This window comes from Parachitinimonas caeni, assembly GCF_030129945.1.
Classification (GTDB): domain Bacteria; phylum Pseudomonadota; class Gammaproteobacteria; order Burkholderiales; family Chitinimonadaceae; genus Parachitinimonas; species Parachitinimonas caeni.
Window position 1 is genome coordinate 73,065 of sequence record NZ_JARRAF010000004.1, and the last position, 18,471, is coordinate 91,535.

Genomic DNA, 18,471 nt, shown 5'->3' on the forward strand with positions numbered 1-18,471 from the left:
ACTATGGCACAACAAGACCCTCAATGGGGACGTCGAAATAACGATGGTCCGCCAGATCTTGACGAAATATTCCGGAATTTTAAACGCCGATTGCAACAATTTTTTGGTGGTAAAGGCTCCGCACAGGACCCAGAACCTCCGGCTGCTTCAGCTGTAAATGGTGGCTTAATTATTGCGGGTTTGATTTTTGTATTTTTATGGCTGTCGAGTGGGTTTTATGTCGTCGATGAACGTGAAGATGCCGTTCTGATTCGATTTGGCAGCTACTTAGAAACTGTTAAGGAGTCAGGACTGCATTGGCATATGCCCTATCCCATAGAGAGGGCTGAGATTGTAAATGTTACTGAATATAGAAGTCTGAAGCTTGGCGTGAAGGGAGAGGCTGGAACAGCACAGGAAGCCTTGATGGTGACTGGCGACCAGAATTTGATCGAAGTGCAGCTTGAAATTCAATTCAACGTCAAAGATGCCAAAGACTATGCCTTCAATAATTTGATTCAAGAAAAAGATGGTCGTGATTTGGTGCGGCAGGTGGCTCAGACCGCAGTGAGAGAAGTCGTTGGACGTAGTCGGGTTGATTCGGTACTTAACGAAGATCGGGGAGCGATTGCCGATACCACCAAGAGCATCATGCAGGTGCTGCTTGACAAATATGGTTCGGGTATATCTTTGTCCAGGCTGAATATTTTGGATGTGCAGCCGCCAGAGCAGGTTCAGGAGGCTTTTGCAGACGCCGTTAAGGCTCGCCAAGATAAGGTTCGATTGATCAACGAAGGTAAGGCATATTCGAATGATGTTGTTCCGAAAGCAGCAGGTATTTCTGCTCGATTGAAAGAAGAGGCTGAGGCATACAAGTCTAGGGTTGTTTCGACGGCTGAGGGCGACGCTTCGAGATTTAAGCAAGTGGCTGCTGAATATGCGAAAGCGCCCGTGGTCACGCGAGAGCGTATGTATCTTGAAGCCATGCAGCAGATATATACCAATACCACCAAGGTCTTGGTGGATCAAAAGTCAGGCGCTGGTAATTTTCTCTATCTACCTTTGGATAAGCTCATTCAGTTAAGTGGGCAAGGTACCAGTGTGGCTGATAACACTAACAAGCCGGCGGCAGATCCATCCGGCAACTTAGAGTCAGGCCCAAGGGCTAGGCTGGATTTGTCGGTACGTGGTGAGAGGGAGGGGCGCTAAATGAATAAGCTTTTGACAACAGCGCTGACGCTTTTGCTTGCATTGATGCTTGTTAATGCAAGTATTTTTACCGTTGATCAACGACAATATGCAATTGTCTTCCAGTTTCGTGAAGCTGTTCGAGTGATTACCAAGCCAGGAATACAATTCAAGATTCCGTTGCTGCAGGATTATCGTTACTTCGATCGTCGTATCCAGACGATTGACGCTGATGAACCCGCAAGGATTCAAACTATCGAAAAAATGAATCTTAAAGTCGATAGTTACGTAAAGTGGCAAATTGTTGATGTTGAAAGGTATTACAAGGCAGTTGGTACCGAGTCGCGCCAAGCTGCGGATCGTTTACGCAATACCGTCAATAACGTATTGCGCAACGAGTTTGCCCGTAGAACTGTGCAGGATGTGATATCCGGCAAGCGGGATGAGGTGATGGCTTTGGCACAGACGATTGCTGATGCGGATGCTCGCCGTATTGGCGTACGCGTGATTGACGTCAGGGTGCGCCGTGTTGATTTTGAGGATCGCACTAGCCAGTCGGTATTTGATCGAATGCAGTCTGAGCGAAAGGCGGTGGCGAATCAGTTGCGTGCAGAGGGGGCTGCTGAGGCAGAACAGATACGTGCTCAAGCTGATCGCACGAGAGAGGTGATGCTGGCTGAGGCATACAATCATGCACAACAAGTAAAGGGTGAGGGCGATGCCAAGGCGTCCGCCATTTATGCACAAGCGTATGGGCAGAATCCTGAATTCTATAGTCTTTATAAGAGTCTGGACGCTTATAAACAGAGCTTTAAAAGTCGTACTGATGTAATGGTTTTGGACCCTAGTTCTGACTTCTTTAAATACCTGAAGACACCTGGACGAAGTGGGGGTAAGTAGGTTATTGGTGTTTGGCAGTTATTCGTATTTGTGTAAAGTGAGTTGCCCTCGAATTAATTTCGAGGGCATTTTGCTGTCTGTGAATTGCGTTGTACCAGGGTCTGGCTTGCCGTTCATTTTTGTCAATTTGGAGTAGGTTTAAGTGTCGATTGCATCCATGCAACACTGGATATTGCCGGAAAATATTTCAGACGTACTGCCACCAGAGGCAAGGCGTATTGAGTTTCTGCGGCGTAAGCTGCTGGATTGCTGTTCCCGGTTTGGGTATGAATTGGTGATGCCCCCGCTACTGGAATACGTCGAGTCACTTTTTACTCTAGAGGATGCTGCTCTTGATCTAAAGACATTTAAGTTGACGGATCAATTATCTGGGCGGCAGATGGGGTTGCGTGCTGATATTACTCCTCAAGTTGCACGGATTGATGCACATTTACTCAATCGGCACGGCGTAACGCGACTGTGCTATGCCGGTTCGATTGTGAATACCCGACCGGATGGCATTTTGAGTTCCCGTGAACCACTGCAGGTTGGAGCTGAGTTGTACGGCCACGATGGCCTCACTGCGGATGTTGAGATCATCGAATTGATGCATTCATGCCTGAAGTTGGCAGGAGTGGAGAGTATTCATCTGGACGTTGGCCATATTGGACTATTTTTAGCCTTGGCTGACGAGGCGGAGCTGAGTGGTGATCTGCGGCAGGCAATTTTTAATGCAATGCAGAAGAAAAATTTACCTGAGCTCGCGACACTTACTGCACACTTACCCGAGACTATTCGCAAAGGCATTACCTCTTTGCCTCAGCTTTATGGTGGAGTGGGAGTATTGCATGATGCAGCAAGACTTTTGCCGGATTTTCCTCAAATTCGTTCCGCATTGAGTGATTTACAGCTGCTATCTGAAGCTTTGCAGCTGCTGGGGATTGAGGTCTTTTTTGACTTGGCTGAATTGCGGAGTGGTTACTATCACACAGGGCTGGTTTTTGCTGCATATGCTCCGGGCTGGTCTAACGCGATTGCCAGAGGTGGCCGTTATGATCGAGTGGGAGAAAAATTCGGTCGACCCAGGCCCGCGACGGGCTTTAGTGTTGACTTGAAGGAACTGGCTTGGAAGTTGCCACCACCTCCTGCCAGACCGGCTATCTTGTCTCCTGATTGCATCGATCCCGCTCTAATTGAGTTAACCCGTTCGCTACGTGCTTCCGGTGAGACTGTAGTGGTCAAGCTTGGGGATGTCATGGATGTTGATGAACTCAAGGCGGATCGAGAAATTCGGCAGGTTGCTGACAAGTGGATAGTTGTGCCGATTGATGTCTGATGCACTGTAGTAAGTTGGTAATTTACTTGCAGACTTGTTTGCGGCGCACGTTTTCTGATTTGGTTCACGGTTCTTGGCTGTAAATTTCAGTGAGCAATGAGTGTATGAGCTACCCTTTACGTGAGGGTGGGGTTGGACTTGGGTTGAAGTAGGTGTTTCGAACTGAAACAAGCATAGAGGAAGTTATGAGCCGTAATGTTGTAGTTATTGGTACCCAGTGGGGTGACGAAGGTAAAGGCAAGATTGTTGATTGGCTGACCGATCATGCCGATGGCGTTGTCCGCTTCCAGGGGGGCCATAATGCAGGACACACTTTGGTGATTCGTGGGAAGAAAACCGTATTGCGTTTGATTCCGTCGGGAATCTTGCGCGAAGGTGTGGCTTGCTATATCGGCAATGGTGTTGTCGTATCTCCGCAGGCACTGATGTCCGAGATTGACGAGTTGGAGGCGAGCGGGGTGGATGTTGCAAGCCGACTGAAGATTTCTGAAGCTTGTAGCTTGATTCTGCCTTACCACGTTGCGATGGACCAAGCACGGGAAAGTGCCAAAGGTGCTGGAAAGATCGGTACTACCGGACGTGGCATCGGTCCAGCGTATGAGGATAAAGTCGCTCGCCGCGCCATTCGGGTACAGGATCTATTCCATCGTGAGCGATTTGAAACCAAGCTCAAGGAAAATCTCGAATACTACAACTTTCAGCTTACCAATTACTTTAAGGTCCAGCCGGTTGACTTCCAGCAGACTCTCGACGAGGTGATGTTGCTTGCCAAGCGCATTGCACCTATGGTGGCGGATGTGTCTCGCTTGCTGAATGATGGCAGTGTCGCGGGTAAGCAATTCTTGTTTGAAGGGGCGCAAGGCACATTATTGGATGTTGATCATGGGACTTATCCTTACGTGACCTCGTCCAATTGTGTGGCAGGCGCCGCTGCGCCGGGTGCCGGAGTGGCTCCGCAGATGCTTCACTATGTTCTGGGTATTACAAAGGCGTATACCACCCGCGTTGGTTCTGGGCCATTTCCCACTGAGTTGTTTGATGACGTCGGTGCAGGCTTAGCCAAGCGTGGCAATGAATTTGGGTCGGTGACCGGACGCCCACGCAGGTGTGGTTGGTTTGATGCAGCTGCGCTTAAGCGTTCCATCCAGATTAATGGTGTTTCTGGCCTTTGTGTGACCAAGATGGACGTCATGGATGGCATGGAGACCATCAGGCTGTGTACCGGATATAAGATTGATGGTGAGGTCCGCGATATCTTGCCGGTTGGCGCTGAAGAGTTGGCGGGTTGCTCACCAATTTACGAAGAGCTGCCGGGATGGTCGGAAAGCACTGTTGGCGTGAAGCGGTATGAAGATCTGCCATTAAATGCCCGACTCTATCTGGAGCGGATTGAAGCGGTTTGCGGTGCGCCGATCGATTTAATTTCGACTGGCCCAGATCGTGAAGAAACCATTGTTAGGCGGCACCCATTCGGCGCGCGTTAACTAGCAACAAGAGCGGCAGCTTGCCGCTCTTTTATTGCACGGCATGGCAACTGACTGCATCACACAGCTTGGTTGTAAAGGCGTGGGCTTATTCTGCTGTTTTGGTCTGTATGCGAAGAGCTGGGCGGGAATGCAAAAAAGCCCTAGCATTTGCTAGGGCTTTTCCTAAATTTGATGGTGCCCAGGAGAAGACTCGAACTTCCACGGTATTGCTACCGCTAGGACCTGAACCTAGTGCGTCTACCAATTCCGCCACCTGGGCTTCGACTAACTGCAAAGAACTTTTCAGTGCGTCGAGAGGTGTGAATTATAACGTTTTATTGCCGCCTGTCAACAATAAATTCATAAAAACAACTTTGAATTATTTGGATGACATTTGGAAGAAACAAAATAAAAAAGCCCCAGAATTATCTGGAGCTTTTTCTGAATTTGGTGGTGCCCAGGAGAAGACTCGAACTTCCACGGTATTGCTACCGCTAGGACCTGAACCTAGTGCGTCTACCAATTCCGCCACCTGGGCTTCGATTTGCTGTAATACTTAGTCAGCGCGTCGAGAGATGCGCATTTTAGAGAATCTGAACGGTGTGTCAACACTATGAACGCTAAAAAATCAAAAATTAAATCTGCTAATTTTAAATCCCTTAGAGAATCAGACCCCTATCTGGAGGAGGAGCGAAAAAAATATCCGACGCCGCTGCCCAGCCGGGCATTCATGCTGGAGGTCATGGCGCAAAGAGGGGTGCCGATGTTCTCGGATGAACTGGCTCAGCTCTTTGAAATTTCGAAGCAAGAGCTGGAATTTTTCACGCGTCGCTTAAGTGCCATGGCTCGTGACGGTGAGATCGTTGTCAATCGCAAAGGCGCTATTTGTGTTGCAGACAAGCTTGACCTGATCAAGGGACGGGTACAGGGGCATCCAGAAGGCTTTGGTTTTGTTATCCCTGAGGACGGCAGCCCAGATCTATTCCTTTCGCCGAAAGAGATGCACAAGGTCTTGCATGGCGACAAAGTCATGGCAAGGGAGATTGGGCTTGATCGTCGCGGGCGGCGCGAAGGCAAGGTTGTTGAAGTGCTGGATCGTGGTAATAGGCTCGTTGTGGGGAGATTACATTCCGAGCGCGGCGTAGCCTTTGTGATTGCCGAAGATAAACGCATCAGCCAGGACATTCTGATTGCCCAAGGAGCCGATGCAGGTTTGCCCGCCAAGCCGGGCCAGGTGGTGGTGGCCGAGATCCTTTCTCAGCCCAGCAAGTATGCGCAGTGTGTGGCGAAGGTGGTTGAAATCCTTGGGGATTATGGAGATCCGGGGATGGAAATCGAGATTGCCTTGCGTAAACATAATTTGCCGCATGTGTTTTCTGATGCCGCGTTGGCGCAGGCAAAAAAGACACCAAGCAAGGTGCGTAAGCTAGATTGGAAAACTCCTGAAGGCTTGAAGCGTGTGGATCTTCGCGATATTCCTCTGGTGACGATTGATGGCGAAACCGCTAGAGACTTTGATGATGCGGTCTTTGCTGAACGCAAAGGCAAAGGCTGGCGCTTGGTGGTGGCGATTGCAGACGTTAGCCACTATGTCCGGCCGGGGGATGCGTTGGATGAAACAGGTTATGAGCGGGGTAACTCCGTGTATTTCCCTCGCCGCGTCATCCCAATGCTGCCGGAAGCGCTGTCGAATGGCATTTGCTCATTGAATCCGGACGTCGAGCGTTTATGCATGGTATGCGACATGACCATCGGGGCGCGGGGCGTGGTTAAGGATTACCGTTTTTATCCGGCGGTGATGTTGTCTCAGGCACGTTTTACTTACACCGAGGTATGGAACATTCTGCAAGAGCCGCAAGGTGTCGCAGCGCAGAAGCGGGCGTCGCTGGTCCCTCACCTCCAGGAACTGTACGCGCTATTCAATGTGTTGTTGCAAGCCAGGCAGCGCAGAGGGGCAATTGATTTTGATACCACTGAGACGCAGATGATCTTCAACGACGTGGGCAAAATCGAAAAGATCGTGCCAGTTCATCGGAATGACGCCCACCGCCTGATTGAGGAATGCATGCTGGCTGCTAACGTTTGTGCTGCAGAATTCCTGCGTAGCAATCGGCACAAAGCTCTGTATCGGATTCATGAGGGGCCAACCGAGGAAAAGCTCGATAATCTGCGGCGGTTCCTGAACGAGCGTGGTTTGAGCTTAGGCGGCGCAGAAGAGCCGACCACCAAGGACTATGCGAAGCTGGCGGAACAGATCAAAGCCCGTCCCGATGCGGCGCTGTTGCAGACCATGTTGCTTCGTTCCATGCAACAAGCGGTGTATAGCCCGGACAAAGTCGGCCACTTTGGTTTGGCATATGAGTCTTACACCCACTTCACTTCCCCGATACGGCGCTACCCGGACTTATTGGTACATCGGGCCATTAAGGCTGTGCTGTCTCAGACCGAGTACAAGCCGGGCAAGTGGAAGGATATTGGTGAGCATTGCTCGGCAACTGAGCGTCAGGCCGATGATGCAACGCGCGACGTGGAGAATTGGCTCAAGTGCTACTACATGCGCGACAAGCTTGGCGAGGTTTTCTCCGGTACGGTCAGCGCCATTACCAGCTTCGGCTTGTTCGTGTTGCTTGACGATGTGTTCGTGGAAGGTCTCGTGCATATTTCCGAATTGGGAAGCGACTATTTCCACTACGAAAAGGGGCGGCACGAGTTGCGTGGAGAACGTAGCGGCAAGGTCTATCGGCTCACAGATCGTTTGACCATCAAGGTTGCCCGAGTCGATCTGGAAACCAGCAAAATTGACTTCGTATTGGTGGAAACGCCGCGTGAGCGTGTGTCGGCCGAGGCAGCGCCTGCAATACCCGCCAAAGGCCGTAAGCGGGTCAAACGCTAGGCGCTATTGACGTTTTTCCGGCCGACGTTTTTGCGGCCGCGCCGGGCTGAGTTTGGGGGCGGAGCGATACCCTTAAGGGAGTAGACCGTGAAGGGTAAGGAGCTAAAGCGCCAACCACCACACATGGCGGGGTGAGAGCAGCTCGGCGCGCGAATTAAGCGGCCCCTGACGACACCCTCTGCCCCAAAACCCGACCCGGCCTTGCGTGGCGGTTGCCGCAAAGCGGCTTGTTGCCACGCCATCCCCCTTGAGGGATGGAGGGCCTCGCCGGATTTAAGCCGGTCGCCACATTGATGGCCAGGTTGTAAAGCTTGCATCGTGCGCCAACAGCCTGTGAGCCGAGACGGGAAATCGCGTGATTTGCCACTAATCGGCGCGCTTTCGCCTTGCATCAGGCTCCAATCCGACGAAGCGCGATCCGGAAATTCAATGTCAACAGAGTCCAGGCAGATAGCGCAATGAAAGCAATCGAATGGTCAACGTTACCAGCGTATGAATGGCTGGCGACTCCTGTCTGGGTATTCGATCTTTCGTTGTGGCGCATCCGCTGGGCCAATGCTGAGGCGGTCAGGCTATGGCAGGCCAGCAGCCTGGAGGCGTTGCTGCAGCAAGATTTTTCTGGGATTTCCGAAGTCGCGATCGTACGGCTGACTGCTGCGCTGGCACGTGTAAGTGCTGGTGAGTGTTGCTCGGAGCAGTGGACCATCTACCCTGGGCAGGAGCCCAAGCCACTGCACCTGACGGAAATGGCTGTGGCCTTGCCCGAAGGCAGAATGGGACTGCTGTTTCAAGCGCAGCTGGCTGACCAGATTGCCGACCCGGCAACGCTACGCGGTCTTGAAGCCATGCGGCACACGGATGCCGTAGTCGCCTTGTTTGGCCTGGATGCCGGGGTATTGATGCACAACCCTGCAGCCTTGCAGGCGTTTCCCCAGCTGGCTGATACCAATAGCCGGAATCACCTCACAGAACTGTTTATCGACACCGATCTGGGCTTGCTGGTGTGGAGCCAGGCTGTGGCCGGGGAGGTGGCCAGCGTTGAGGCGGAACTGCAAACCCGGCGTGGCCAGGTCTGGTTCAGCATTGACTTGCGCCAGATCCCGGACCCGGTGACCGGCTCGACGGCCTTACTGCTAAATGCCCGCGATGTCTCTGGTCAGCGGGAATCGGAAGACCAATTTCGGCTGCTGTTTGAGCAGTCGGCAGATGCCATGCTGCTGGTTGATCCTCGCAACAATCGAGTAGTGGATTGCAACGCCGCCACGCTGGAAATGCTGGGTGTGGATCGTGGCGAATTGATTGGCCACGACACCGCACGGTTCTATCCAACCACTCAGCCTGATGGGTCGCTCTCCGTCGAGCGTGCCCGCCAAGCCGTTGAGCTGGTTCGTCGGCGGGGCTGGCATCGCTTTGACTGGCAATTCAGGCGCGATGACGGCAGTGACCTGTTTGTCGAAATTGCCATCACTGAAGTCACCTTGGGCGACCGCTCGCTGATTCTGGGCATCTGGCGTGACCTGACCTTGCGTCGGGCATTTGAGCGTCAGCTGATTGACGCGCGTGAAGCGGCGGAAGCGGCGAGCGTCGCCAAGAGCCAGTTCCTCGCCAATATGAGCCATGAGATCCGGACGCCGATGAATGCCATTGTCGGCGTGAGTGGTCTGCTGGCGGAGACGGGGCTTAATGATGAGCAGCGCGAGCTGGTCGAAATCGTGCGGGTGTCGTCACAGAACCTGCTGAAAATCATCAATGACATTCTCGATTTCTCGCGGATTGAGGCCGGCAAGCTGGCCATTGTGCAAGAGCCTTTCAGTTTGCGGGAGGTTGTCGATCAGACCATTGCTGTTCTGGGCCTGTCGGCCGAAGACAAGGGGTTGGCGCTGGCAAACGAGGTTGCGGAGGCCGTGCCAAACGGGCTGCTGGGAGATCCTGGCCGTTTGCAGCAGGTGCTGGTGAATCTGATTGGCAACGCCATCAAGTTCACGGAAGTCGGCACGGTTTCGCTAAGGGTAAAGCTGGAGGCTGCCGAACCATCCCAGGTGCGTTTGCGGTTTACTGTGGAAGATACTGGCATCGGTATCGCCCCGGATAAACAAGGCGCGGTTTTCGAGTCGTTCTCGCAAGCTGACAACTCGATTACCCGGCGTTACGGCGGAACCGGGCTGGGCCTGACCTTGAGCCGTCGTCTGGTGACGATGATGGGCGGAAAAATGTGGCTGGAAAGCGAGCTGGGCAAAGGGAGTACCTTCCGCTTTACTCTGGAATTCCCAATTGCCGAGCCGGTTGTGGAACCACAACCGCAAGAGGCTGAAATTGCCAAGCCCATGAACATTCTGGTGGTGGAGGATCACCCGATCAACCGGCGCTTGGCTTCGGCTCTACTGGAAAGAGATGGCCATGTAGTGACCTTGGCCGAGAATGGTGCAGAAGCGCTGGAACAGTTTGCCAGCCAGCCCTTTGATCTGGTGTTGATGGACATGCAGATGCCTGTCATGGACGGCCTGGAGGCGACGCAGCGTATCCGTGCCATGGAACGGGAGTGGGATAACAAGCCGGTGCCGATCGTGGCGTTAACGGCCAATGTTCTGCCGGCAGATCGGCTGGCCTGCTTCGAGGCTGGGATGGATGCTTATTTGTCCAAACCCATCATGCCTGATGCCTTGCGGCGAACGCTGGTTGATGCGGCAGCGGGCCGCCTTGGTTCTAGTCCCGAGACTTTGCCGGTGGCTGAGCATGGCCTTCCTCCTGCCTTGTTTGACCCAGATCAGGCACGTCAGCACGCCGGAATCGACCACGCCTTGTTTCGTCAGTTGGCGGAAATGTTTGTCCGCAGCTGGCCTGCCGAGCGGGAGGAATGCCTATCTGCGATGGAGCACGACGATGCCATCACGGTGCAACGTTTTGCCCATCGCCTGAAGAGTACGCTGGCGGCGGTTGGCGCGGCACAAGCGGCCCTGCTGGCGGCTGAATTCGATCGCATGGCCAAGCAGATGCTGCGTGTGGGCGGCGAGCATCAGATGAGTGAGCTGCACCCGCAGTGGGTGAAGCTGGACGATACGATTCGCCTGTCGGTGAGGAAAATGCGGCGTTGGCTCGCGAAAGGTCAAACCTGATCAGCCCGCATCGGCAACCCGCCCAAGCCTAGACATTCTGGTTGCGAGAATACTGCTCCAGTTTGGCTTTGTATTCCGGGCTGACTTCGGTCAGCTTCATCCCCGTGCGAAATTCGCCATTCGATCCGACCAAGGAGGAATAGACCGGCTTGCCATAGACCTCGACATAGCTCTGTGTCGAGTGGGTGAGGTCGGGTACGGCAATGATGATGCGGTAGGTAGTGTTGACCTGCAGCTGCTCCTTGCAGAACATCGCCAGCCCCTTCGGTGCGACTTCGGTGCAGAAGGCCTGTATGACGTGCTCTGTATTGACTGGAATCACAGCGGCTTTCCAGCGTACCAGTCGGCGATTGCCAGTGCGTTGATCGAACATGATGCGTGCTATCCGACGGTTCGATAGTTGATGAGATGCCCAGACTGAAATGAAGTTTCTTTTATCGATGACACTTCTTCGAGGCGGTGCCTGGCATAAAGTGAAGCGCGCTCAGCGTCTTCGGTCATACATGCGTTAATCAATGCCCAAACTGACCAACTCCCTGGCTTCGCAAGAGAACGTGTGGCAGTTAGAGAGCTACCGCAACGGCCGTGAAAGATCCGACCACCCCGAAGCTGGTGCCAATTCTGGTGGGTTCTAGCCAGAGAATTGGCATGGCAAAAAGCCTGACCTGAGCCTAAATGTCACACGTTGGCGATTCCGTGGCAAGACTTTGTCGAACTGGCATACGGCTGTGACGGAGTGAGATCTGAATGACGCAAAGCCCCCTTCCTTGTGTACTTACTTGAAAGAATAGGATGCTTTGAACCGAGGTGCCGCCACGTTGATTGATGGTGCGGGCCATTACATCCCATTCGGTGAATGCTATGCTGTGGTGCAGCATACTCGTTGGGAAACGCCAGGCATTGCCGATAATGAGTTTGTGGATTGCGCTGAGGATCAAGCTGATTTAGGAGGCGAACTCATACCGCAGCAAACCCAATTCCGGCGAGATCGGGCGTGAGATACCAGCAGAGACAGGCATTCGCCGGATTTCGCAGTTCTAATCAATTTCAATTCAATACCGCTCAGGAGCCCACTATGTATTTTGTCGATAGATCCATCGCGGTCATCAAACCCAAGCAGCCATTTCTGGACTGGCTCAATGGCGTGCCAGAAAACGACATCAAGCTCTCGCTGGCGGACATCCGCAACGACTGCACGGTGCTGATGATTCCCGAAGTCAACGAACAGGAAGACGGCATTTCGTACATCGACGACATTGCCGACAAGTTGTTCGAAATGGAACTCGCCTCCTGGTACGAAGACGAATCAGTATGGCCGCAGAAACGGACGCTCAAATTGTTCTGGGAGTGGTTCGATGTGGAAATCCATTCCATGCTGGTCGATACCCTGGATAGTGAAATCCAGAACAGCCCGCAAGACGTTATTGCTCAATAAACTTGGTCGAGGAGAGATGCTGTTGAATCTGCACCTGAAACATTTTGTATTGGCTGCCGGCCTGCTGGTGGCGCTGCCTGCTTTCGCAAAAACTACCGTGAATCTGCAGGCGGAAGCCCGGCGGGAAGTTGCCAATGATGTCGGCTTTGCCACCCTATATGTCGAACTCGATGACAAGGACGCGGCCCGACTGGCCGATAAAGTGAATCGCAGCGTGACTGAGGCATTGGCGGTCTCGAAGCCTTTCAGCGCTGTCCGGGTGACCACAGGTGGCAACAGCAGTTACCCGATTTACGGCAAATCGAATCGGATTGATGGCTGGCGGGCCAGGGCCGAAGTCCGGCTTAACAGCAAGGATTTTCGTCAGCTGGCAGAGTTGATTGGCAAGCTGCAACAGACAATGCAGCTGACCGGAGTAAATTTCTCGGTCTCGCCTGAAGCGCGCGAAGCGGCTGAGAATCAGCTGGTGCAGGAAGCCATGCAGGCATTCAAACGGCGGGCTGAGCTGGTGCAGCGCGCCTTGGGTGCCAAGAGCTATCAGCTTGCCAATATTTCGCTCAATACCCGTGGCGGAGTACAACCACAGCAGCGTTTCGAGTCATTCCGGGCCGCACCAATGGCAGAAGCGGCAATTGCTACGCCCTCGTTTGAAGCCGGGTCTGGGGAGGTCACGGTCAATGTAAGCGGCGCGGTTGAAATCAGCGACTGAGCACCAATCCCAATTCCCGTTTGATACGGAACACTCCGCCGCCTTGATCCCGCCGGAAAGAAGGGAGTGTAGTGAGTTTCAATACGACACTGCATTTACCATTGCGCCCGAGTCGTTTACAGCAGCTGTGGCTGTTGGCCCTGCATGGCTTGGCGGTGCTGTGCCTGCCTTGGCTGGAACCCGCACTTACCGTAGCGGCGGGCGTGCTTTGGGCGGCTAGCGCCGGGTGGTGCTGGTACCGCTTTCACCACCAGCCGGCGCACCAATTGCAGTGCCAGCCTGGGGGACTGCTTCAACTCGATGGTGAGCCCATACAGCTGTTGCCGCAGCCTTTTGTGTCTATTTGGCTCATTTCCTTGCGTTACCGATCTCAGGATGGGCGAAAAGCCACTTTGCTGATCTGGCCGGACAGCTGTGATGCAGTGGCTCGCCGCCGCCTGCGGGTATGGTTGCGTTGGTGCTGGGCCCGTACCTGATGCTCGGATTTCTTCCTCAAGCTGTGACCAGTCATGGCGTAGCATCCCGAACCGGGTTACGATTCGCGCCCGTTTTCCGGAATTAATCTGCAAGGAGCCTGGCCCGTGTTTTACCAAAAGCTTGTGTTTATCAATCGCGAAGAGCATGCCAACCTCAAGCTCGACCCGATTACCGACTACTTGTTTGCCGCCACGGCGGATTCTGTCCCGGTGGCTGGCGTCGAATTCTCAGAGCTGGCGCGTGAAATGCCGGTGGTGTTTGCTGTGTCGCCTGACGGTTCTGCCATGCCAGTGGCGCTGATGGCGCTACGTGATGGCGAAAACCTGTTTGTGACCGAAAGTGGGGCTTGGGATGGCCGCTACGTGCCAGCTTTTATCCGCCGCTATCCATTTGCCCTCGCTGATAACGGCACAGGCCGCTATGCCCTGTGCTACGACGAAGCCCACACCGGCTTCGGCACGGAAGCTGGTGAGCCGCTATTCAAGGCCGATGGCGAGTTGGCAGAGCGCCTGGCGGGCACGCTGGACTTTCTTGAGAATGTTCGCGTTCATTTCGACGAGACCCATGAATTCACCAAATGGCTGGTTGAGAACCAGCTCTTGGTCCCAACCGATGCCAAGGTGACGCTGCGTTCAAACAATCAGGAATTCCGCCTTGCCGGTTTTCATGTCGTTGATTCGGAGAAATTCGGTCAGCTGAGTGGTGAAGCGCTGGAATCCGCATTCCGCAAGGGCTTTATCGGCTGGGTGTTTGCGCACTATCAATCGCTGGGTAATCTCGACGCCCTGGGGACTCGCCTGTCGATGCGTATGGAGCAGGATGTAAAGAAGGCCCCGCCTGCCGTGCATTGATCTTCAAGCCGAATTGCGCATCATTGTTGCAGATTCGAAACACACTTCTGACCGAATGGTGTTTGCCCGTGCAGAAGTAGCGACCGGCAGAGTGCCGGGCTGCTGATAGCTGCCGGGCAACGCCCAAAAAACTATATCTATATGTGGAGTTTAATGACATGCGATTGATGGTCACGCTGGCGTTTGCTTTGCTGATGGGAGGGCTGGTGCAGGCTTCCGACGTCAAGCAAGGCGCCCTTGAGATTCAACAGCCCTGGGCCAGGGCCAGCATTCCTGGGACTACCACCGGTGCGATTTATCTGAAGCTGGGGAATTCTGCCGATGTTCCGGACGCCCTGGTTGGTGCCAAGGCTGATGGACTGGCGGACCGGATCGAGTTGCACACCCATGTACATGAAAAGGGTGTTATGAAAATGCGGCAAGTCTCAAAAGTTGTCGTTCCAGCCAAAGGCAGCATTGCGCTGCAGCCCGGAGCGGAACACATCATGTTGTTTGGCTTGAAACGTGCGCTGAAGTCGGGTGAGAAAATACCTTTGACCTTGCAGTTTGAAAAAGCAGGCATGGTGGCAGTTGAGGTCAAAGTCGAAGCAATCGATGCCAATCCGGCTGATATGCAAAAGAAGGCACACTAACTGCTGATCCCGAAAACCCGAGTTGTCGGGCACTACGGGATGGGAAGTTCCCTAAAGGCTGGTCAGTGACCAGCCTTTTTATTATCCGGCATCCTGTTTCATCTCAACCGGCTTGCTTGCGTGCATAGCCCATGTAAGCGATCTGCTGGTTCTTGCAAGCCACCATCCGCATGTCCCTACCGAGCTGCGCATAGCTGGAGAAGCCTAGCTTTTGCCGCATCAGGGCTAACACTGCAGCCCAGGGCGATACCCCTGGACCAAGCCCTGAAATATCAGCTAGCGTCAAACGTTGCTGCCCCAGCAGTTGCTGCAGATCATTAGGCTTGATGAATTGGTGCCATACATGGGTATTCGGTGGCATCACACGCGTCAACCTCCAATCCTGCGCCAGCTTGACTGCCACCAGCCAGCTAAGAGGGGTGCGGTTAATTGTATCGAACAGGAATAGTCCCCCAGGCTTAAGAACACGGGCGATCTCACTGACGACCTGCGGGAGGCTCTCCACGTGCTCCAGGACATCGCAACAGCACACCACATCCATGCTTGCTGGCGGGATTGGCAGGTTTTCAGCAACCCCCTTTTCATAGTGAATATCTAAGGCCTGTTGTGTGGCATGCCGACGGGCAATGCTCAACGTAGCGTCGGAACGGTCTATTCCTGTCACCTGATACCCGAGTTCAGCGAATGCTTCCGCCAGAAAGCCACCACCACAGCCGATATCAAGTACTTGCGGCGATGTTTGTGGGCCAGCCCCAGAGGTTTGCAGGATCTGCCTGAAGTAAGCCAAGCGTGCAGGATGAATACCGGTGCGCAGCAATGCCATGAAGCTCTCGTCGCTCCACCATTCTTCGTAGAGGGTGTCGTACAGCGCATTGTTTATGCTGGGAGTGTTCATAAGATTCTCGTTACTTGAATGGTTGTGGTTGCATTAGTATTAACTAAATAGTTAAATATGTTCAAATCTTTCTTCATCATGAAAGGAACTGCAATGCAAACACAGGCACAGGACCGGGCGGATATCTGGCTGATCTACGATGGCGAATGTCCAGTCTGCACAATGTACTGTCGCTATGTCCGTATCCGCGAAGCAGCAGGGGTGTTGCGTCTTGTGGACGCACGCCAACCCGGTGCGCTGATGGACGAAGTCACTGCCGCCGGTTTGGATATCGATCAAGGGATGGTGGTAAAAATGGGCGAGGTGCTTTACTACGGTGCCGATGCGATCAATGTTCTCAGCCTGCTTTCCACTCGGTCTGGCTGGTTTAACCGGCTGAATTACCTGGCATTTAGTAGCCCGCTTGGGGCTAGGGTGCTCTATCCGATAGGGAAGGGATTCAGGAATCTGCTGTTGAAACTGCTGGGGATTCGTTATATCGATAACTTGCAGCAGACAAGTCGCTCTGACCAGAAACGAGGAAAAGCCGGCTTGGAGCACTAAGGCGAGGCTTGACCACTCCTGGGTGACGGCTGAAAGTGGCATTATGGGCGGCCATCGTCGCCGTGATCGACTGAGACCAAAACAAATGAAAGTAACCCGCCACCTTTCGATGATTCGCAGTTTTCATCTTGCAGACTGGATTACCCTCGGCAATGCATTTTGTGGGACGGGTGCCTTGTTTTCGGTGATGTCTTACCTGCAGAGCGGGGAGGCATTTCATCTGTTGCTGGCATGTGGTTTACTGCCGCTGGCATTGGTGTGCGATGTGATGGATGGTCAGGTTGCGCGTTGGCGTCATGAGCAATCCCCACTGGGAAGGGAGCTGGATTCGCTGGCGGATGTGATTTCATTTGGAATCGCCCCTGCGGCGATTGCCTATGGTGCAGGGATGCAGGGGCTGTGGGATCGTGTGATTCTGCTCTACTTTGTCGCCTGCGGCGTTAGCCGCCTCGCCCGATTTAACATTACAGCCGAGGAGCTGACTGGGGATGCGGGCAAGGTGCGCTACTTTGAAGGCACACCTATCCCAACATCCCTGGTGCTGGTGTTGGTGCTGGCGATTGCGGCATGGCAGGGCAGAATTGGGGACCAGCTGTACCTCGGGTTGATCTACATTGGCCCCTGGCAGTTTCACCCACTGGTTACCATGTATGCGATTTCAGGCTCGCTGATGATCAGCCGGACGTTGCGTATCCCCAAGCCCTGAGCGGCTTCAGTCGCGATTGAATCGGTCGATTTGACGGCGTAGCTTTTTGGTCGGCCGACCTTTGACGTCGGGGTGATCAAACTGCGGCGCCAGAGCTTTCAGTTCGGCTTCCCGTTCGCGTTTGACGAGGCTCTCTTCCGTTTCTCGATACAGAGTCCGGGCTTCAGTGGCCGGTCCTCTCCGGTCCGAAAGGCCCTCGACGACGATTTCATATTCACCGCTTTGGTTCCGGACTCTGATCCTGTCGCCAAGTTTTACCGTACGAGCGGGCTTGGGCCGGTCACCATTGATGTGGACATGGCCGCCATCAATGGCATCTTGTGCCAAGCCCCGCGTCTTGAAGAAACGGGCCGCCCAAAGCCACTTGTCGATGCGTGGTGCATCCATCAGCTTTGACCTGATGCGGCAACGTCAATGAGCTCACCGCTACGTCCTGTGCTGGCTGGGCCCATCCAATAGAGCAGTCCTGGTAGCAAGGATTCGATCGACGGCAGCGAGTCTTTGGATTCGCCTGGGTGAGTCTTGGTACGGAAGGGGGAGTGGACCGGCCCCGGCACAAGCATATTGATACGCAGGTTTGGCAGGTTGTCCCACTCGCTCGCGGCAATGGTCAGGAATGGCGACAGTGCCGACTTGGTGACTGCATAGCCGCCCCAATAAGCTTTGGGTGCCTGCGCGTGCGTTTCGCTCACCAACAGCACGGCAGCGTCTGGGGAGCGCTTCAGTAGCGGCATACAGGCGCGGGTAAGGCCGAATGGTGCGGCAACGTTAACGCGGAACATCTCTACCCATTCATCGACCTTCTGCAGCAAAAGGGGCGAAAGGTGCGAGAAGCCATGGGCGCAGTGCAGGATGCCATCCAGCCGCCCCAATTCCTTCCAGACCAGATTGGCCAGGTTTTCGTAATCCTGATCAGTCGCCGACTTCAGGTCAAAGGGGATGGCGGCAGGTTGTGGGCCACCGGCAGCCTCGATGGCGTCATAGACTTTTTCCAGCTTTTTTGCGGTACGGGCGATCAATACCACCGTGGCGCCATGTCTGGCCAGCGCCAGCGCAGCGGCTTCGCCAATACCTTGAGATGCCCCTGTTACCATGATTACCCGATCTTTCAAAAGGTCTGATGGGGCCGAGTAGTGTTTCCAGTCGCTCATGTCTGCGATGTCGTTGGTTTGATGTCAAAGCAACATTTTACCTGAATCGCACCTCCGGCCGTCTTGCGACAACGCAAGAAGGTCGGCGCTTTGTGGCACAGGGTCTTTACGTCAAAAGTGCGAAAGCGAAAGGCGGTGGGTAAGAAAACTGCAAAGTCAAGCGGGCAGGAATTGTGACTTTGCCGGATAATACGAGGGTTTTCTTAAATCCTGACTGA

The 18,471-nt window shown here is 53.8% G+C and carries 17 protein-coding genes and 2 tRNA genes; 13 read left to right on the plus strand and 6 right to left on the minus strand.

All coding sequences use genetic code 11. The features are described from left to right. Positions 1-3 precede the first annotated feature (3 nt). The 4 genes from hflK to PZA18_RS04565 all read left to right on the plus strand — a co-directional run bounded on the left by hflK (position 4) and on the right by PZA18_RS04565 (position 4,866). On the plus strand, positions 4-1,188 hold the full coding sequence (gene hflK / locus PZA18_RS04550; RefSeq protein WP_284099614.1) for an FtsH protease activity modulator HflK: 1,185 nt from the start codon (positions 4-6) through the stop codon (positions 1,186-1,188). Further along, on the plus strand, positions 1,189-2,067 hold the full coding sequence (gene hflC / locus PZA18_RS04555) for a protease modulator HflC (RefSeq protein WP_284099615.1): 879 nt from the start codon (positions 1,189-1,191) through the stop codon (positions 2,065-2,067). Positions 2,068-2,209: 142 nt separating this feature from the next. Next, positions 2,210-3,382 carry an ATP phosphoribosyltransferase regulatory subunit gene (locus PZA18_RS04560; RefSeq protein ID WP_308447325.1) on the plus strand — a complete coding sequence of 391 codons (1,173 nt, stop codon included), beginning with the start codon at positions 2,210-2,212 and terminating at the stop codon, positions 3,380-3,382. A gap of 185 nt (positions 3,383-3,567) precedes the next feature. Continuing rightward, on the plus strand, positions 3,568-4,866 hold the full coding sequence (locus PZA18_RS04565) for an adenylosuccinate synthase (protein WP_284099767.1): 1,299 nt from the start codon (positions 3,568-3,570) through the stop codon (positions 4,864-4,866). Positions 4,867-5,041: 175 nt separating this feature from the next. On the opposite strand, the gene PZA18_RS04570 is transcribed toward PZA18_RS04565, so the two are convergent. Then, a tRNA-Leu gene (locus tag PZA18_RS04570) sits at positions 5,042-5,128 on the minus strand. 171 nt (positions 5,129-5,299) lie between these two features. Continuing rightward, positions 5,300-5,386: transfer RNA gene (locus PZA18_RS04575), tRNA-Leu, on the minus strand. A 75-nt stretch (positions 5,387-5,461) separates the two neighbouring features. Here PZA18_RS04575 and rnr point away from each other — a divergent pair. After that, positions 5,462-7,741 (plus strand): ribonuclease R, encoded by a 2,280-nt coding sequence (gene rnr / locus PZA18_RS04580; protein ID WP_308447326.1) that lies wholly within the window; start codon positions 5,462-5,464, stop codon positions 7,739-7,741. 458 nt (positions 7,742-8,199) lie between these two features. Further along, positions 8,200-10,854, plus strand: a complete 2,655-nt coding sequence (locus PZA18_RS04585) for a hybrid sensor histidine kinase/response regulator (RefSeq protein ID WP_284099616.1) — start codon at positions 8,200-8,202, stop codon at positions 10,852-10,854. A gap of 28 nt (positions 10,855-10,882) precedes the next feature. On the opposite strand, the gene PZA18_RS04590 is transcribed toward PZA18_RS04585, so the two are convergent. Further along, positions 10,883-11,227, minus strand: coding sequence for a hypothetical protein (locus tag PZA18_RS04590; protein ID WP_284099617.1), 345 nt, complete (start codon positions 11,225-11,227; stop codon positions 10,883-10,885). 702 nt (positions 11,228-11,929) lie between these two features. Here PZA18_RS04590 and PZA18_RS04595 point away from each other — a divergent pair. The 5 genes from PZA18_RS04595 to PZA18_RS04615 all read left to right on the plus strand — a co-directional run bounded on the left by PZA18_RS04595 (position 11,930) and on the right by PZA18_RS04615 (position 14,958). Then, the gene (locus PZA18_RS04595; RefSeq protein WP_284099618.1) at positions 11,930-12,289 is read left to right on the plus strand and encodes a hypothetical protein; all 360 of its coding nucleotides are present in this window, start codon (positions 11,930-11,932) and stop codon (positions 12,287-12,289) included. A 16-nt stretch (positions 12,290-12,305) separates the two neighbouring features. After that, positions 12,306-12,998, plus strand: a complete 693-nt coding sequence (locus tag PZA18_RS04600) for an SIMPL domain-containing protein (protein ID WP_284099619.1) — start codon at positions 12,306-12,308, stop codon at positions 12,996-12,998. Positions 12,999-13,069: 71 nt separating this feature from the next. Beyond that, positions 13,070-13,474 carry a protein YgfX gene (locus PZA18_RS04605; protein ID WP_284099620.1) on the plus strand — a complete coding sequence of 135 codons (405 nt, stop codon included), beginning with the start codon at positions 13,070-13,072 and terminating at the stop codon, positions 13,472-13,474. Positions 13,475-13,579: 105 nt separating this feature from the next. Next, complete coding sequence (locus tag PZA18_RS04610) at positions 13,580-14,326, plus strand: SapC family protein (RefSeq protein ID WP_284099621.1); 747 nt, start codon at positions 13,580-13,582, stop codon at positions 14,324-14,326. A gap of 158 nt (positions 14,327-14,484) precedes the next feature. Continuing rightward, positions 14,485-14,958, plus strand: coding sequence for a copper chaperone PCu(A)C (locus PZA18_RS04615; RefSeq protein ID WP_284099622.1), 474 nt, complete (start codon positions 14,485-14,487; stop codon positions 14,956-14,958). Positions 14,959-15,061: 103 nt separating this feature from the next. Here PZA18_RS04615 and ubiG read toward each other — a convergent pair whose 3' ends face one another. Next, positions 15,062-15,853 carry a bifunctional 2-polyprenyl-6-hydroxyphenol methylase/3-demethylubiquinol 3-O-methyltransferase UbiG gene (gene ubiG, locus PZA18_RS04620; RefSeq protein ID WP_284099623.1) on the minus strand — a complete coding sequence of 264 codons (792 nt, stop codon included), beginning with the start codon at positions 15,851-15,853 and terminating at the stop codon, positions 15,062-15,064. 57 nt (positions 15,854-15,910) lie between these two features. Here ubiG and PZA18_RS04625 point away from each other — a divergent pair, with 57 nt between their 5' ends. Both PZA18_RS04625 and PZA18_RS04630 read left to right on the plus strand, forming a co-directional pair. After that, on the plus strand, positions 15,911-16,396 hold the full coding sequence (locus PZA18_RS04625) for a DCC1-like thiol-disulfide oxidoreductase family protein (protein WP_284099624.1): 486 nt from the start codon (positions 15,911-15,913) through the stop codon (positions 16,394-16,396). An 85-nt stretch (positions 16,397-16,481) separates the two neighbouring features. Then, a complete protein-coding gene (locus PZA18_RS04630; RefSeq protein WP_284099625.1) occupies positions 16,482-17,102 on the plus strand; it encodes a CDP-alcohol phosphatidyltransferase family protein in 621 nt (206 codons plus the stop codon). Between the two features lie 6 nt (positions 17,103-17,108). Here PZA18_RS04630 and PZA18_RS04635 read toward each other — a convergent pair whose 3' ends face one another. Continuing rightward, positions 17,109-17,489, minus strand: coding sequence for an RNA-binding S4 domain-containing protein (locus PZA18_RS04635; protein ID WP_284099626.1), 381 nt, complete (start codon positions 17,487-17,489; stop codon positions 17,109-17,111). Next, positions 17,489-18,253, minus strand: coding sequence for an SDR family oxidoreductase (locus PZA18_RS04640; RefSeq protein ID WP_284099627.1), 765 nt, complete (start codon positions 18,251-18,253; stop codon positions 17,489-17,491). Before PZA18_RS04640 ends, PZA18_RS04635 begins: the two co-directional genes overlap by 1 nt. Between the last annotated feature and the right edge of the window lie 218 nt (positions 18,254-18,471).